This window comes from Streptomyces venezuelae (genome assembly GCF_008642275.1).
GTDB lineage: Bacteria > Actinomycetota > Actinomycetes > Streptomycetales > Streptomycetaceae > Streptomyces > Streptomyces venezuelae_E.
Window position 1 is genome coordinate 3,958,816 of record NZ_CP029189.1, and the last position, 14,048, is coordinate 3,972,863.

A 14,048-nucleotide genomic window follows, 5' to 3' on the forward strand; every position below is an offset into this window, starting at 1 on the left:
TACGTCCGTACGGACGTACCGACCTGCTGACCTGCTGACCTGCTGACGGCGAAGGGCCCGGGATCCGAGGATCCCGGGCCCTTCGCCGTGTCCGGCAGACCGGTGTCAGAACCGGTCGAGGACGCCCTTGAGGAGGGCCGACGAGGTCAGCTCGGTGGGGGCGGGGCCGGCGTGGAAGAAGCCGGCGTTCTCGGCGTCCAGCTTGCGCAGGAAGTCGAAGGCCTTCGCGTCGTGGTCACCGAAGGCCACGAACTGCCAGTGGATGCCCGGAGCCGTGGTGGCGGCGTCGGCCAGTGCCTGGCGGGCGGGCTGGCGGTTGTCGGGGGCGCCGTCGGTCTGGAAGACGACCAGGGCCGGGCCCTCGCCGCCGTCCTTCTGGTAGCGCTCCACGACGGCCTCGACGGCAACGTGGTAGCTGGTGCGGCCCATGCGGCCGAGCTCGGCGTGGCGGGTCTCGACCCAGGCGGCGTCGTGGCCGTCGAGGGTCAGGTCGGCGGTGCCGTCCAACTCCGTGGAGAAGAACACGGTGTGCACGGTCGCCGCGTCGTCGAGGTGCGCGGCGAGGGCGAGGGCGTGGTCGGCGAGGTACTGGGCGCTGCCGTCCTTGTAGAACCCGCGCATCGACCCGGACCGGTCCAGCACGAGGTACACCTTGGCACGGGCCCCGGCCTTGCCCCTGCTCCGCAGCACCTGCCCGGCGGCCTTGTACGCCCCGGCGACCTCAGGAGCCCGCCGCCGCACGACGGCCGCCCCGTTCGCGGCCCCACCGGTCGCCTCCGGCGCGGCCTGCGTCTCGGCCTCCTCCGCAGCCGGCGCCTCGTCCTGCGCCTGCGGCGCGGTGGCCTGCTCCGCAGCGGCGGCGGCCGGTTCGGCTTCCGGCGCGGTGGCCTCGGCGGCGGCCGGTGCGGGCTCGGGCTGCGCCTCGGTGGCGGTGTCCGCCTCCGGCGCTTCGGCCTGCTCCGCGGCGGAGGCCTCGGCGGGCTCCGCGGCCGGGGTCTCGTCCTGCGCCTGCGGCGCGGTGGCCTGCTCCGCGGCGGTGACCGGCTCGGCAGCGGCAGCGGCCGGTTCGGCCTCAGCGGCGGCCGGTGCGGCCTCGGGCTGCGCCTCGTTGGCGGTGTCCGCCTCCGGGGAGTTGGCCTGGTCCGCAGTGGCGGGGGCGGGGGTGTCCTGGCCTTCGGCCTCGGCGGGCTCGGCGGCCGGGGCGTCGTCCTGCGCCTGCGGCGCGGTGGCCTCGGCGGCGGCCGGCTCTGCGGCGGTGGTGTCCGCCTCGGGCTGCTCGGCGGCCGGGGTCTCGTCCTGCGCCTGCGGTGCGTCGGCCTGCTCCGCGGCGGTGACCGGCTCGGCAGCGGCAGCGGCCGGTTCGGCCTCGGGGGCGGTGGCCTCGGCCTGCTCCGCGGCGGCGGGGGTGTCCTGGCCTTCGGCCTCGGCGGGCTCGGCGGCCGGGGCGTCGTCCTGCGCCTGCGGCGCGGTGGCCTCGGCGGCGGCCGGGGTCTCGTCCTGCGCCTGCGGCGCGTCGGCCTGCTCCGCGGTAGTGGTGGTGTCCGCCTCCGGCGCGGTGGCTTCGGCGGCGGCCGGTGCGGGCTCCGGCTGCGCCTCGGTGGCGGTGTCCGCCTCCGGGGAGTTGGCCTCCGTAGCAGCGGGGGTGTCCTGGCCTTCGGCCTCGGCGGGTTCCGCAACCGGGGCGTCCTGTGCCTGCGGCGCGTCGGTCTGGTCCGCGGCAGCGGTGGACGGGTCCGCCGCAGCGGCGGGGGTTTCTCCGCCGGGCTTCGCCGCAGGCGCACGGCGGGCTTCCGGGACCGTGGGGTCCGCCGCCGGGGCGGGGGCGGTGAGGACCGTGCCCGGTTCACGGTCGCGCGGGGTGGACTGCGGCGGAACGGTCGGGTTGTCGAAGGACGCCGCCACCAGTTCGGCGGCGACGTCCAGAGGGGTCCGTTCCGCCTGGTTCGGGACAGCGGCCGAAGGGGTGTCCGTAGTCTCCGGAACGGATTCCGCGGACCGTCCGAATACCTTGCGCAACAAGCTCCGAATACCCATGGGCCAGGCCTTTCGCATGTGTGCGTGCGTCATTTGTCCGTGCTGCGCGGATGATCCCTGCCCAGAGTGGACACGTAAGGTTATCGGCCGCTGGGGTGGATCTTCGGCAGGGGCGCCTTTCGTGGCGCCCGGCTCCCACACACCCGCACCGCGTTCCTGAACTGCCGCTCCGACGTGCCGGGTTCACCGACCGTTCATCCCCGCGCCGCCGCTTCGGCGCAACCCGGGCCTACCGTCGCGCCTGGATCGTACCGACGCGTTGTCGGCACCCACGCAGCTACTCGGAGGACACTCGTGCGCAAGCTTCTGCCGTTCATCGGCAACCCGCATGGGAGCGGCCGGTCCGCTCTCACCTGTCGTTACCGCTGTGGCGACGCCTGCTTCCACGAGGTGCCGAACACAAGCGACAACGAGTACGTCGGCGACGTCATAGCCCGCGCCTACTCCCGCCGGGCGATGCTGCGCTCCGCCGCCGTCGTCACGGTGGCCACCGCGGCCGGTTCCGCCGTGGCGTTCGGCGGCCCGGGGCAGAGCGCCAACGCCACCCCCTCCGCCGATGCCGCCGCGGCCGCCGCGGGCAAGGGCGGGGACGCGGCCCGGGGTCTGCGCTTCAAGGCCGTCGCGCCGAACACCGACGACAAGGTGACCATCCCCGAGGGCCACGAGCAGAACGTGGTGATCCGCTGGGGCGACCCGATCGTCAAGGGTGCCCCGGGCTTCAACGCCGACAAGCAGACGGCCGCCGCGCAGGCCGGTCAGTTCGGCTACAACAACGACTTCCTGAGCCTCCTCCCGCTCGGCGGCGACTACGAGCGTCAGCAGCTGCTCGTGGCCAACCACGAGTACACGGACGAGAACCTGATGTTCAAGGCGTACGACGCGGCCAACCCGACCCGCGAGCAGGTCGAGATCGCCTGGGCCGCGCACGGCCTGTCCGTGGTCGCCGTCCAGGAGGACCACCGCAGCGGCAAGCTGACCGCGATCAGCCGCCACCAGCTCAACCGCCGTCTGACGGCCACCAGCGAGTTCCGGATGACGGGTCCCGCCGCGGGCAGCGCCCTGCTGAAGACCTCCGTCGACCCCACCGGCACCAAGGTGCTCGGCACCCTCAACAACTGCGCCGGCGGCACCACCCCGTGGGGCACCACCCTCCACGGCGAGGAGAACTTCAACCAGTACTTCGCGAACGCCGGCCAGGTCACCGACCCGGCCCAGGCCGCCCGCCTGAAGCGCTACGGCATGACCACCGGCGCCACCGAGCGCAAGTGGGAGCGGTTCGACAAGCGCTTCGACGTGGCCCAGGAGCCCAACGAGTCGCACCGCTTCGGCTGGGTCGTCGAGCTGGACCCGTACGACCCGCACTCGGTCCCGCGCAAGCGCACCGCGCTCGGCCGCTTCAAGCACGAGGCCGCGCAGCCCCGCCTGACCGAGGACGGCCGCCCGGTCGTCTACATGGGCGACGACGAGCGTTTCGACTACTTCTACAAGTTCGTCTCGTCGAAGCAGATGAAGAAGGGCAACTCGCGCGCCGCGAAGGAGCACAACCTCACGCTGCTCGACGAGGGCACCCTCTACGTCGCCAAGCTCACCGGTGACTCCCCGGCCGCCGAGCTCGACGGCACCGGCAAGCTCCCCTCCGACGGCGAGTTCGACGGCTCCGGCGTGTGGATCAAGCTGGCCACCGGCAACGTCTCGCACGTCGAGGGCATGACCGCCGAGGAGGTGTACGTCTTCACGCGCCAGGCAGCCGACAAGGTGGGCGCGACGAAGATGGACCGCCCCGAGGACGTCGAGCCCTCCCCGCGTACCGGTCGTGTCTACATCGCGCTGACCAACAACACCGACCGCGGCAAGCCCGGCAAGGAAGGCGCCACCGAGGCCAACCCGCGCAACCTGAACAAGCACGGCCAGATCCTGGAGCTCGCCGAGAACTTCGACGACCCGGCGGGCGACGGCTTCGCCTGGCGGCTGTTCCTGGTCGCCGGTGACCCGAACGACCCGGCGACCTACTTCGCGGGCTTCCCCAAGGACAAGGTCAGCCCGATCTCCTGCCCGGACAACGTGGCGTTCGACCCGCACGGCAACCTGTGGATCTCCACCGACGGCAACCAGCTCGGCTCCCACGACGGCCTGTTCGGTGTCGCGACGGCCGGTGAGCGCCGCGGTGAGCTGAAGCAGTTCCTGACCGTTCCGCGCGGCGCCGAGACCTGTGGCCCGCTGATCCAGGACAAGCGCGTCCTGGTCTCCGTCCAGCACCCGGGCGAGATCGACGGTGCGTCCGTCGAGAAGCCGCAGTCGGTGTGGCCCGACGGCCCCGGCAAGATCGTCCGCCCCGCGGTCGTGTCCGTCTGGCGCAAGGACGGCCGCAACATCGGTGTCTGACCGGTCCAGTTGACCCCAGGGGCGTGTTTCACGTGAAACACGCCCCTGGGGCATACAGGCCGCAGAACCATCCGAAGCCGGTCAATTCTCCTGTGGGACCCTGCCGACAGGGAGCCGGAGCGTCGTCACCGCGCCCCCGCCGGGCGCGTTGGCGAAGCCCACCACGATGTCCAGCACGGCCGCCTGGCCCATCACGATCGTGAGTCCCAGGCCGTGGCCGCGCCCGCGGCCCGGGTCCCCGGTACGGAAACGCTGCGGACCCCGCTCGATCAGCTCGGGCGGGTAGCCCGGCCCGTGGTCGCGGACCACCACCACCGGCCCCTCCACGGTCACCTCGACCGGCGGTCTGCCGTGTTTGCCGGCGTTGACCAGCAGATTGGCCAGGATGCGGTCCAGCCGTCGCCGGTCGGTGACCACCGTCATGTCCTGGACCACCCGTACCGAGGCGGCCGGTGCCGTCTCCGGTGCGGCCCCGCCCCCGCCGGCGACCGCGGCGACCGCCCGTTGCACCGCCCGGCCGAGCTCCACCCGGGCGAGATCGGCCCGTTCGACTCCCGAGTCCAGGCGGGAGATCTCCAGCAGGTCCTCGGTCAGCAGGTGCAGGGCCTTCAGCCGGTTGTTGATCATTTCCTTGGGGCGGCCCTCGGGCAGCAGCGCGGCCGCGGCCAGCGAACCGGTGAGCGGCGTGCGCAGCTCGTGCGCGACATCCGCCGTGAAGCGCTTCTCCGCCTCCAGCCGGCCCTGGAGCGAGCTCGCCATCGAGTCCAGCGCGTGGGCGACGTCCTGGACCTCGTCACGGGACCGGCCCGGCCCCGGACCGTCCCCTTCGGCCCCGAGGTTCACCCGGGCGTCCAGGTCCCCGGCGCTGATCCGCCGGGCCACGGCGGCCGTGGCCGCGAGCCGCCGGCTGATCCGGTCGGCGAGGAACAGGCCGGCCAGTGCCACCAGCCCGGCCGCGAGGACCGCCGAGGCGAGGATGGCGGTGTCGATGTCCCGCAGCCGCTCGCGGGTGCTCCCGAAGGGCAGCCAGACCGCGAGTGCCTGCCCGTCCGCGGGTCCGGCCGCCCACATGACGGGCTTTCCGCCCTGTACTCCGACGATGCTTCCGGTCTGGCCGCTCGCGACGAGCTCGCGCAGTCGCCGGGGGAGGTCGGGCGGGTTCAGCACGGCGTTCACGTCGCCGTGCGCGGTGCCGTACTCGTAGTGGCCCAGGGCGTGCTCCAGCTCGGTGGCGGCGGCCTTGCGGACCTCCCCGACCATCTGCCGGGCGACCACGTTGTGCACCAGGATGCCGAGTGCGGCGGCGACCATGCAGCACACCATGGTGGTGGTCAGCGCGATCTTCCAGCGCAGGCTGCTCAGCGCGCGCATCGCGACCCGTCCTCGCTCGGCGGGTTCTGGGTGAGCCCCGGGCAGTCGTCGAGGGTGAGCTGGGACAGGTTCATGATCCCGGCTTTGGGGTCCCACACGTAGTCGGAGACGGCCACGTAGGCGGGGTTGGTCGTGGGCTCGCGGACGGCCAGGTGCTCGGCGGCCACCTCGACGCCCTCCAGTACCGCGCGCCGGGACAGGATCCGGGCGATGTTCCCGTCGTCCTGGACGGTGTAGACGCGCAGCTCGCTGATCCGGCCGTCGACGTCCAGGGCGGTGATGAGCTCCTCCCGGCCGTTGCCCGTCAGATCGTGCAGGACGGCCGGGCGCACCGGGCAGTCGGGGCCGCCGTCCACAGCCTGTGTGCAGAGCGCGAGCCGTCCGGCGGCGCGCGGGTCGACGAGCCGGCCGCTCCCGCCGTCCTGCTCGGCGGCGGAGGTGATGTCGGCGCGTACGACCGACAGCGGGTCCACCCCGCGCATGTCCAGGCCGGCCACCTCGGGCAGGCCGGGCACCACGGCGGCCGTGCCCGGTTTCTGGTCCGGGGCGGGCGGGTCGGGGCGGATGTCCTTCCACAGGCTCTTCGGGGCGTGCACCGTGCCGAGGTCGCCCTCGCTCTGCAGTCCCTCCACGTCGGCGCACCCCGCCAGGAGTACGGCGAGGACCATCACGGCAGGGACGGGGCGCATGCTCCGATGCTGCCCCGTCGGCCCCCGCCCGGCCCGGGAGGCGGCCCATTCGGGGGACGCGCGGGGCGGTGCCGGGTCAGGACTCCGGCCGGGCGATGGCCAGGGCGGCCGCGATCTCCTGGCGGACCGGGGCCAGCACGCTCGTCCCGGCGCCCTCCGGCTCCGCGGCCACCCGGACCGGGACGGTGCTGCTGCGCACCCGGTGGGCCAGGTCGTGGAGCTGCCGCGCGATCGCCTCGACCTCCTCGGCCGGGGGCGGCGCCGCGCCGTGGTTGACCCGGACCCGTGCGGCGGTGGTCGCGTCCACGATCCGCTCGACGGCGACCACCAGCGGCCACCAGGCGGCGGCCCGCGCCCCGGTGGGCGGCGGCTCGGTCAGCGCCCGCTGGAACTCGCTGCGCACGCCCGACAGGTCCCGGTAGATGCGCCGCCGGGCCTGGAGGCGGGCGGTCCGCGCCGCCGCGAACGCGGCCTCGTCGGCGACCGGCGCGAAGGCCCGTTCCGCGTAGCGTGCGGCATCGTCGACGGTGTCGGCGAGCCGGTCCCCGATCCGGGTGTGCCAGCTCTCGGGCCACAGGAGGTAGCCGAAGACGAGGGTGATCGCACAGCCGATCAGGCTGTCCACCAGCCGGGGGCGGATCAGGTCGAAGCCCTGGTGGTTGAGCAGGTCCGAGAGGAGCAGGATCACCGGGGTGATCGCGGCGGTCTGGAAGGCGTACCCCTTGGCCGAGAAGGCGGGGATCAGTCCGGCCAGTACCACCATCACCGGGACGTCCCACCAGCCGCGCGGTACCTCGGAGAGCACGGCGGCGGCGATGACCAGCCCGCCCGCGGTGCCGAGCGCGCGCAGCACGGCCCGGGAGAACACCGAGCCGAAGTCGGGCTTGAGGACGAAGGTGACGGTCAGGGCGACCCAGTAGGACCGCTCGACCTCGATCACCGATACGAGGCACTGCGCGATCCCGATGCACAGGGCGAGCCGCAGCCCGTACCGCCAGGAGGCCCGGGACAGCACCATGTCGCGGACCGTCCGCCGGGCCCGTACCCGCAGTGCGGCAGGCCGGCCGAGGCGGTCGTCCACGTTGTTCAGGTCGGGTTCGGCGATGTGCACGATCTTCGCGGCGTGCCGCAGGGCCGCGTCGACGGCCCGTTCGGCCGGGGTGTGCGGGGCGGGCAGCTCCAGTACGGGGGTTCCGGTGCGGCCCTCCTCGACGGCGTCGGCCAGTTCCCTCACGGCCGCCGGGATCTCGGGGGGCAGCGGCCGGCCGCGCAGGTGCGCGGCCGGCGCGGCCTCCACCAGCGGGATCACCACGTTGAGCTGGGCCAGCAGGCGTACCAGCGAGGGGCTGCGCCCGTGTACCCGGGCCCGGCGGCCGAGCACGAGGTCGTAGGCGTGGTTGATGGCCTGGGTGACCTGCTGCCGGCGTTCGTCGTAGCGGTCGCCGGGTCCGCCGGCGGCCTCCAGGGCGTCGGCCAGGGCCCGGTAGGTGTCGGCCACGGCGGTGCGTTCCGGCTGCCGGCGGCGCAGCGGCCAGCCCAGCAGGCTCAGCGCGAGGACGAACAGACCGCCCGCGGTCAGCAGCAGCGGGGCGGTCCACCAGGGCCGGGGCAGCGGCAGTCCGGCGCCGATGACGGAGTTGAGCAGGAGCAGCAGCCCGGACACGGAGGCGACCGAGCCGATGGAAGAGATCATTCCGGAGACGAGGGCGATGAGGGTGAGTGCTCCGACAGCCAGCCAGCCCTGCCCGTAGACCAGGGTCCCCAGCGTCACGCCCACCGCGCCGAAGAGCTGGGGGACGGCGATGTTCAGGACGCGCATCCGGTAGGCGTCGGCGGTGTCGCCGATGACTCCGGCGAGGGCTCCCATGGAGGCGAGCGCGCCGAATTCGGGCTCGTCGAGCGCGAAACCGACGGCGAGCGGGACGGACATCGCGACGGAGGCCCGGGCCACGGCGGCCCAGGGGATCGGTGCGGCACTGGGCTTCAGCCCGTTGAGGAGCCAGGAGGGCGGAGCCAGCGGATGGTGCCGGGCTCGCCGCGACGCTATGTGTTCGGTGCGTTCGGTGCTCATTCCCGCTTCCGTGCCCGCCGCTCGCGAATCGGTTCTTCTGTGATCTTCTGCATGGTTCTGTGCGTGTTGGTACCTTCCGAGCTTATGGGGTGCGGCGTAGTCGTCCCATCACCCCTGCGGCGAGTGCGGCGGCGAGCCCGATCAGCAGCACCACCCAGGCGGTCGTGCGCAGGTACGCGGTGAGGGCGTCGTACACCGCCCCGGCGGCGGGCCGGTCGATGTCGGCGGGCAGATCGTCCAGGGTGAGCCGGCGGCACACGTCCACCGCCAGCCACAGGAGTCCGGCCCCGACCGCGAGCCCCACACCGGTGGCCATCACGGCGCGCCGCCGGTGGACGGCCACGGCGATGGCCGCCGCGGCCAGGACCAGGGTCAGTGCGGGCAGCCAGACGCCGGCGACCTGGAGCATGTGGAACCCCTTCCGGAGAGCGCCGAGATTGTCGTACTCCATGACCTTCACGGTCAGGTGGGTCACCGGGATGCGGTCGGCGAAGGGCACGTCGTCGGCGACGAGGTCGCCCCTGACCTGGCCGATGACGGGTGCGAGGTCGATGGTCAGGGCGTCGCCGTGGCCGGTGGTGAGGGCGTCGAGGAACGCCGCGTGGGCGGCGCGGTTGGCCGCGTCCCAGGCGGTCCGGTAGGCGGGGGTGCCGGCGAAGGAGTGCAGGGCTTCCCCGAGCAGGGTGTCCACGCCGATCTGGAAGGGCCCCGCGTCGATCTGGCCGGCGAGGGCGCGGGTGACCTGGGTGACGACGACCTCCTGCACCTTCGCGTTCTCGGCGAGCGGGGACATGGCGGCGGTGTACCGGTCGGCGTTGCCCAGCTCGCGGTCGGCCCAGTACGCGACGGCGCTCGCGGGCACCAGGAGGGCCACGAGCACGATCAGTACCGTCGACAGGATGGTGCGCACGTCACCAGGGAAAGCGGACGCGGGGCCGGGCGCGAGCGGTGTTGCTGCGGGCGGGTGGCGGACCGGCGCGCGGCGGGGCACCCTTGCGCCCATAATCCTGGACATCTAATATCCAGAATATGAAGATGAGCGAGGGCGTCGAGTGGGCGCTGCACAGCTGCGTCAACCTGGCCTGGAGCGGTCCGGAGAGGGCCGTGTCGGCGGCGCGTCTGGCCGCCTGGCACGACCTGCCCGCGGCCTACCTCAACAAGCAGCTGCAGGCGCTGGCCCGGGCGGGCATCGTCACGTCCACCCCCGGCCCCCGGGGCGGCTTCCGGCTGGCCCGCCCGCTCGACGCCATCTCGCTCATGGACGTGGTCGCCGCCGTCGAAGGGCCCGAGGAGGCCTTCCGGTGCGCGGAGATCCGGCAGCAGGGGCCCGGCGCCGACGCCCCTGCCGCCTATGCGGCCGACTGCGCCATCGCGCACGCCATGACCCGGGCCGAACTCGCCTGGCGCAGGGCACTGGCGGCCCAGAACCTCGACGAGATCCGGCAGCAGGCCGAACGGCAGGCCCCCGGGGCCCCCGAGCGCCTCCGCGCCTGGCTCGCCGCGCGCTAGGGGGCGTCCGCAGGCCAGCGCAACCCAGGCACGGCGCGACCCTGGCACGGCGCGACCCCGGCACGGCGCGACCCCGGCACGGCGCACCTCAGGCACCACACGTACGGACACGGAAACGGACCCAGGGAGCTCGGCATGACGCGCAGCATCACCAACCCGGCAGGACTCCACACCCCGACCGGCTACGGCTACAGCCACATCGTCTCCGCACCCGGTGAGCAGGTGTTCATAGCCGGGCAGTACGGCTCCGACGAGCACGGCCACGTCGTCTCCGGGGACTTCGCCGAGCAGGTCGAGCGGGCCTTCGCCAATCTCCGTACCGCCCTCGCGGCCGTCGGTCTCGGCCCCTCCGACGTGGTCCGTATCGGCACCTACATCGTCGGCCACGACCAGCGGAAGCTGGAGATCCTGCTCAAGCAGCTGGATGCCACCTGGGGGACCGAGCTGCCCGCCCAGACCCTGATCGGCGTGGCCGCGCTGGCCCTGCCCGACATGCTCTTCGAGATCGACGCGGTGGCCGTGCGCACGCCCTGACCACTGATCCACTTGCCGCCCGGGGGTGGCGGGTGTGCCCTGGAGGATGGGAGAGAGGAGCCCGTCATGGCACATGCGGCACCCTCCGCCTTCGGGCGGCACCGGCAGTCGGCGAGCACGTCCCACCTGCACAAGAGCGCGTTCGTGGGACCTGTGCTCCTCGGACTCGTCTACGGATTCTGGGCCGCCTTCATCGAGCGCCAGGCGGGGCCGGTGACCACGGCCAACGTCTTCTACGGGATCCTGTGCGGCGTGATCTTCGCGGGGATCATGTTCACCCTGGCGAGGGTCGGCCCCCGGATGATGCGTGAGGTCCATGCCGCCGCCTACGGAGCCTTCGGCGGCATCGCGGCGGGCTATCTGCACAGCCTCACCGGCCAGTCGATCCTCAAAGCCGTCGTGGTGGGCCTCGCCGTCGGCGCGGGTGTCGGCCTGGCGGCGTTCTACCGCTACTACACGCACGAGGACTGAGCGGTCCGGCGGCGAGCGCCGGTCGTCCGGGCCGAGGGGCCCGGACGACCGGCGTTCGGCCGCGTGTCCGGCGCGCCTGCGCGGTCCTGCGCGGTCCTACGCGGCCGAGTCCGCGGGGGCGGTCCGCTGCGGTTCGCTCTCGGCCTCCACGGGCGTGGCCGTGGCTGTTCCCGTGGCCGTGGCCGTGGCCTTCGGTGACGCGGCCGGTTCGGTCGGCCGGACCGGCGGGGAGAACCGCGTGACCTCGGCGCGGAGCATGGCGTTCAGTGCGGCGTACGGGTCGATGGGCATGGCGGAACCTCACGGTGCTCAGGGGGGTGTGGGGGCTGCGTTCGGACCTCGGTCCGCTCAGCAGCGCAGCACCACGCTCCGCACCGTCCGCCGGGACAGCGCCGGTTCGGCCGCGTCCGCCGCGGGCCCGCACGCCGGGCCGGCCGGATGTTCCACGTGAAACACGGCGAGCGGTGCCCGCCGTACCCCCGGCAACGCGCGCGTGACCGTCCGTACGGCCGCCCGCGCCTCGGGGTCGGGGGCCGGAGCCGGATCGGACTGGCCCTCGACGGGCTCGGGGGACTCGACGGGGGCGCCCGGTACGGCGGGCACGGCGGAGGCGGAGCGGAACTCGGCGGCCTCGGCGCCGGCCGGACCGGCGCCGAAGACGCACAGCAGCACGACACAGGCCACGGTCAGAGCCCTGGCCAGTGCCGAACGCGTGTAGTGCCTCCCGCTCATGCGAGGGGCATGCCCCGCCACGCCGAAGGACTCCCGGGCGGACGCCGAGAAGCCCCCGACCGGGGGACGAAGACACCCCCCTCGGCTGACAGACCGCCACCTGGCCCGGTGGTTTCAGTGGGTCCGGCGCTGCCCGGTCAGCCGGGCCAGCACGGCGGTCTCGCCGCCCACCAGCCGCAGTTGGGCCCGGCCGGGCGTCCCCTCGTGGCCGGAGGCCCTGCCCGGTGAGATCCGTACGACGGTGAACACGGCGGTACGGCTGTCCGCGCGCGGGATCTCGATGGTCCGGCCCCGCCGCAACTCACCGAGGCGAAGCCCTTCCACGGTCACCACAGCGGTCCCGGCGGCGCCGGGCGCCGGTCCCCCCGTGTCCCACGCGACCGCCGCACGGCCGCCGGTCAGCGGCAGGTCCACGCCCAGGCTCGGGATGCGCAACCGCAGCGGGCGCGCCGCCCGCAGGGGTCCGTCGACGCCGCGCAGCGGCCCGGGGGCGCTGCGCGGCGACCGGGCCCCCGTACCGGGGGTGTGCTCGCCGGACTGCTCCAGCTCCCGCACCAGGCGGCGGTGGCCGGACAGCCCCAACGCCCTTGAGGGAAGCGCGTCGTCGGTGGTCACGGCCGCGGACCGGGCACCCTCGGTCCGTTGCAGCACCGCGATACCGGTGGACAGCAGAACCACCGTCAGCGAGGCGACGACCCACTTGGCGCGGGGCATGGGATTCCCTCCTGTCCGGCTCGCACGGCCGGGTCATGTGAGCAGTGGACACCTCCTCTGCCCGTCGGTAACCCGTGCAACACGGTGGACTGACATGGCGTCACGGGCGTGTCGTCGCCCGATCGGGGAGTCTTCGCAGTTCGAGAAGGGTCCACCGGCCGGATGCCCGCCGTGGCGCCCATACGCCCGAACGGGTGAGAGACGGCCTGGGCCGTCGGCCTAACCGCACATGACGAAGGCGGCCGTGCCCGCCCCCATCAGCGCGCCGGCCAGATGCATGGCCGGGTGACCGTAGTCGCCGTACCAGAGGTGCCGGGCCAGGCCGCCCAGCGCGGCCAGTGCGGCGATGATCCCGATCTGGCCGAAGAGCGTGACGGCACAGCAGGGGGCCAGGAGCAGCAGGAGCGAGTTCAGCCAGAACGGGGCCGCGCCCGTCCAGCCCCGCCACTGCCTGATTGCCGTCGCCATGTACTACCGGCCCCCTCGTGCTCAACTGGTCGGCTGCACAGCCTCCTTGGGTGCGGAGGCGGATACAAGGGCTCGTTCGGCTAGATAACCGAAAGCCAGGCCGAAAGTCGTCCACAGCGCCGTCTGGATGGCCAGGGACGCGAGGCGGAACTCCCAGATCAGCGCGGCGGGGAAGTCCGCCGGGACCTCGTTGACGCCGGGCAGCAGGGCGTAGGAGAGGCCGATGACCAGGACGAAGGCCGCGCCGGCGACGACCGACGCGTTCCAGTTGCCGAGCTTCGGCGCGAGCCGCCGCCCCAGGATCAGCGCGCCGGCCGCCAGCAGCACGCTCAGGGCGATCATCAGCAGGTAGAGGGCGGTCCGCCGGGCGGCGGTCCCGGGATCGCCCACGGCGGGGGGATTGGCGGGGTACTTGAAGAACGGCACCAGCGTGACGGTGACGTACAGACCCCCGATGACCAGGGCGGCCGTGGCCCGCGGGCCGAAGCGGCCGATGCGGCCCAGGGCGAAGCAGTAGACGAGCGCGGCGATGCCGCCGAGCGCCACCGCGTAGAGCAGGACGCCGGTGCCGAGGCCGGCCGTGGCCTGGAGGGCCCGGCTGACCGGCGCGTCCTCGCCGTGGTCGTGACCGGCCGCGGCGGCTTCCTCGATGGCGATCGCCGCGTCCACCTTGGACTCACCGAGGAGGTACGCGACGAGGAACGCGGCCACGCCGGCCAGCAGGCCGGCGATCATGCCGCGGACGAGCAGGGTGCGGGGGGAGACCCCACCCGGAGAAGTGGAAGTCATCGGTTCTGTTCCCTTGCTGAGACGTCGGACGTCGGTTGGCGGCAGGGGAATCAGTGGCAGGGGAAGCCGAGCAGGTGGCGGCCGTCGTGCAGCCATTCGTGGATGGTCTCCCCTTCGAAGACCGAGGTGGCGCCCTGCTCGGCGCCGACGAAGTACAGCAGGACGAGCATGAGGATGCCGACGAACACGGCCCAGGGGGCCAGCGCGGAGAGCGAGATGGGGGCGACGGCGGGTGAGTTCGTCGTGGGCACGGCGGAGTGGGCCATGGCAGAACCTCCAGAGGG

At 73.4% G+C, this 14,048-nt stretch carries 15 protein-coding genes; 4 read left to right on the forward strand and 11 right to left on the reverse strand.

What is annotated here, in order from left to right:
- Window positions 1-105 precede the first annotated feature (105 nt).
- Window positions 106-2,019, reverse strand: coding sequence for a VWA domain-containing protein (locus tag DEJ51_RS17385; RefSeq protein WP_223835850.1), 1,914 nt, complete (start codon window positions 2,017-2,019; stop codon window positions 106-108).
- A gap of 309 nt (window positions 2,020-2,328) precedes the next feature.
- On the opposite strand from DEJ51_RS17385, the gene DEJ51_RS17390 reads away from it, so the two are divergent.
- Complete coding sequence (locus DEJ51_RS17390; RefSeq protein WP_150258413.1) at window positions 2,329-4,416, forward strand: PhoX family protein; 2,088 nt, start codon at window positions 2,329-2,331, stop codon at window positions 4,414-4,416.
- Window positions 4,417-4,497: 81 nt separating this feature from the next.
- On the opposite strand, the gene DEJ51_RS17395 is transcribed toward DEJ51_RS17390, so the two are convergent.
- The 4 genes from DEJ51_RS17395 to DEJ51_RS17410 form a co-directional block, all read right to left on the reverse strand.
- A complete protein-coding gene (locus tag DEJ51_RS17395; RefSeq protein WP_150258414.1) occupies window positions 4,498-5,787 on the reverse strand; it encodes a sensor histidine kinase in 1,290 nt (429 codons plus the stop codon).
- Window positions 5,775-6,476, reverse strand: a complete 702-nt coding sequence (locus DEJ51_RS17400) for a hypothetical protein (protein ID WP_150258415.1) — start codon at window positions 6,474-6,476, stop codon at window positions 5,775-5,777. The genes DEJ51_RS17395 and DEJ51_RS17400 overlap by 13 nt, the downstream gene beginning before the upstream one ends.
- 76 nt (window positions 6,477-6,552) lie before the next feature.
- Entirely contained in the window at window positions 6,553-8,547 is a 1,995-nt protein-coding gene (locus DEJ51_RS17405) for an FUSC family protein (protein ID WP_150258416.1), read from the reverse strand.
- Window positions 8,548-8,629: 82 nt separating this feature from the next.
- Complete coding sequence (locus DEJ51_RS17410) at window positions 8,630-9,457, reverse strand: hypothetical protein (protein ID WP_150258417.1); 828 nt, start codon at window positions 9,455-9,457, stop codon at window positions 8,630-8,632.
- 125 nt (window positions 9,458-9,582) lie between these two features.
- Here DEJ51_RS17410 and DEJ51_RS17415 point away from each other — a divergent pair, with 125 nt between their 5' ends.
- The 3 genes from DEJ51_RS17415 to DEJ51_RS17425 all read left to right on the forward strand — a co-directional run bounded on the left by DEJ51_RS17415 (window position 9,583) and on the right by DEJ51_RS17425 (window position 11,061).
- On the forward strand, window positions 9,583-10,056 hold the full coding sequence (locus DEJ51_RS17415) for an RrF2 family transcriptional regulator (protein ID WP_150261981.1): 474 nt from the start codon (window positions 9,583-9,585) through the stop codon (window positions 10,054-10,056).
- A gap of 135 nt (window positions 10,057-10,191) precedes the next feature.
- The gene (locus DEJ51_RS17420; RefSeq protein ID WP_150258418.1) at window positions 10,192-10,590 is read left to right on the forward strand and encodes a RidA family protein; all 399 of its coding nucleotides are present in this window, start codon (window positions 10,192-10,194) and stop codon (window positions 10,588-10,590) included.
- Between the two features lie 66 nt (window positions 10,591-10,656).
- Entirely contained in the window at window positions 10,657-11,061 is a 405-nt protein-coding gene (locus DEJ51_RS17425) for a hypothetical protein (RefSeq protein WP_150258419.1), read from the forward strand.
- Window positions 11,062-11,157: 96 nt separating this feature from the next.
- Here the strand turns inward: DEJ51_RS17425 and DEJ51_RS17430 are convergent, their stop codons facing one another.
- The 6 genes from DEJ51_RS17430 to DEJ51_RS17455 form a co-directional block, all read right to left on the reverse strand.
- Window positions 11,158-11,352, reverse strand: coding sequence for a hypothetical protein (locus tag DEJ51_RS17430; protein ID WP_150258420.1), 195 nt, complete (start codon window positions 11,350-11,352; stop codon window positions 11,158-11,160).
- 57 nt (window positions 11,353-11,409) lie between these two features.
- Window positions 11,410-11,793, reverse strand: coding sequence for a hypothetical protein (locus DEJ51_RS17435; RefSeq protein WP_150258421.1), 384 nt, complete (start codon window positions 11,791-11,793; stop codon window positions 11,410-11,412).
- Window positions 11,794-11,907: 114 nt separating this feature from the next.
- A complete protein-coding gene (locus DEJ51_RS17440; protein WP_150258422.1) occupies window positions 11,908-12,507 on the reverse strand; it encodes a class F sortase in 600 nt (199 codons plus the stop codon).
- 219 nt (window positions 12,508-12,726) lie between these two features.
- Entirely contained in the window at window positions 12,727-12,975 is a 249-nt protein-coding gene (locus DEJ51_RS17445) for a hypothetical protein (RefSeq protein ID WP_150258423.1), read from the reverse strand.
- Between the two features lie 21 nt (window positions 12,976-12,996).
- Complete coding sequence (locus DEJ51_RS17450) at window positions 12,997-13,764, reverse strand: CbtA family protein (protein WP_150258424.1); 768 nt, start codon at window positions 13,762-13,764, stop codon at window positions 12,997-12,999.
- A gap of 50 nt (window positions 13,765-13,814) precedes the next feature.
- A complete protein-coding gene (locus DEJ51_RS17455) occupies window positions 13,815-14,030 on the reverse strand; it encodes a CbtB domain-containing protein (protein ID WP_150258425.1) in 216 nt (71 codons plus the stop codon).
- Between the last annotated feature and the right edge of the window lie 18 nt (window positions 14,031-14,048).

What these genes read in the sequence shown, in the direction of transcription:
- DEJ51_RS17420 (WP_150258418.1), top strand. Translation starts at nt 10,192, where the DNA reads ATGACGCGCAGCATCACCAACCCGGCAGGACTCCACACCCCGACCGGC.
- DEJ51_RS17425 (WP_150258419.1), top strand. Translation starts at nt 10,657, where the DNA reads ATGGCACATGCGGCACCCTCCGCCTTCGGGCGGCACCGGCAGTCGGCG.
- DEJ51_RS17450 (WP_150258424.1), bottom strand. Translation starts at nt 13,764, where the DNA reads ATGACTTCCACTTCTCCGGGTGGGGTCTCCCCCCGCACCCTGCTCGTC.
- DEJ51_RS17395 (WP_150258414.1), bottom strand. Translation starts at nt 5,787, where the DNA reads ATGCGCGCGCTGAGCAGCCTGCGCTGGAAGATCGCGCTGACCACCACC.
- DEJ51_RS17405 (WP_150258416.1), bottom strand. Translation starts at nt 8,547, where the DNA reads ATGAGCACCGAACGCACCGAACACATAGCGTCGCGGCGAGCCCGGCAC.
- DEJ51_RS17400 (WP_150258415.1), bottom strand. Translation starts at nt 6,476, where the DNA reads ATGCGCCCCGTCCCTGCCGTGATGGTCCTCGCCGTACTCCTGGCGGGG.
- DEJ51_RS17430 (WP_150258420.1), bottom strand. Translation starts at nt 11,352, where the DNA reads ATGCCCATCGACCCGTACGCCGCACTGAACGCCATGCTCCGCGCCGAG.
- DEJ51_RS17440 (WP_150258422.1), bottom strand. Translation starts at nt 12,507, where the DNA reads ATGCCCCGCGCCAAGTGGGTCGTCGCCTCGCTGACGGTGGTTCTGCTG.
- DEJ51_RS17415 (WP_150261981.1), top strand. Translation starts at nt 9,583, where the DNA reads ATGAGCGAGGGCGTCGAGTGGGCGCTGCACAGCTGCGTCAACCTGGCC.
- DEJ51_RS17445 (WP_150258423.1), bottom strand. Translation starts at nt 12,975, where the DNA reads ATGGCGACGGCAATCAGGCAGTGGCGGGGCTGGACGGGCGCGGCCCCG.
- DEJ51_RS17435 (WP_150258421.1), bottom strand. Translation starts at nt 11,793, where the DNA reads ATGAGCGGGAGGCACTACACGCGTTCGGCACTGGCCAGGGCTCTGACC.
- DEJ51_RS17455 (WP_150258425.1), bottom strand. Translation starts at nt 14,030, where the DNA reads ATGGCCCACTCCGCCGTGCCCACGACGAACTCACCCGCCGTCGCCCCC.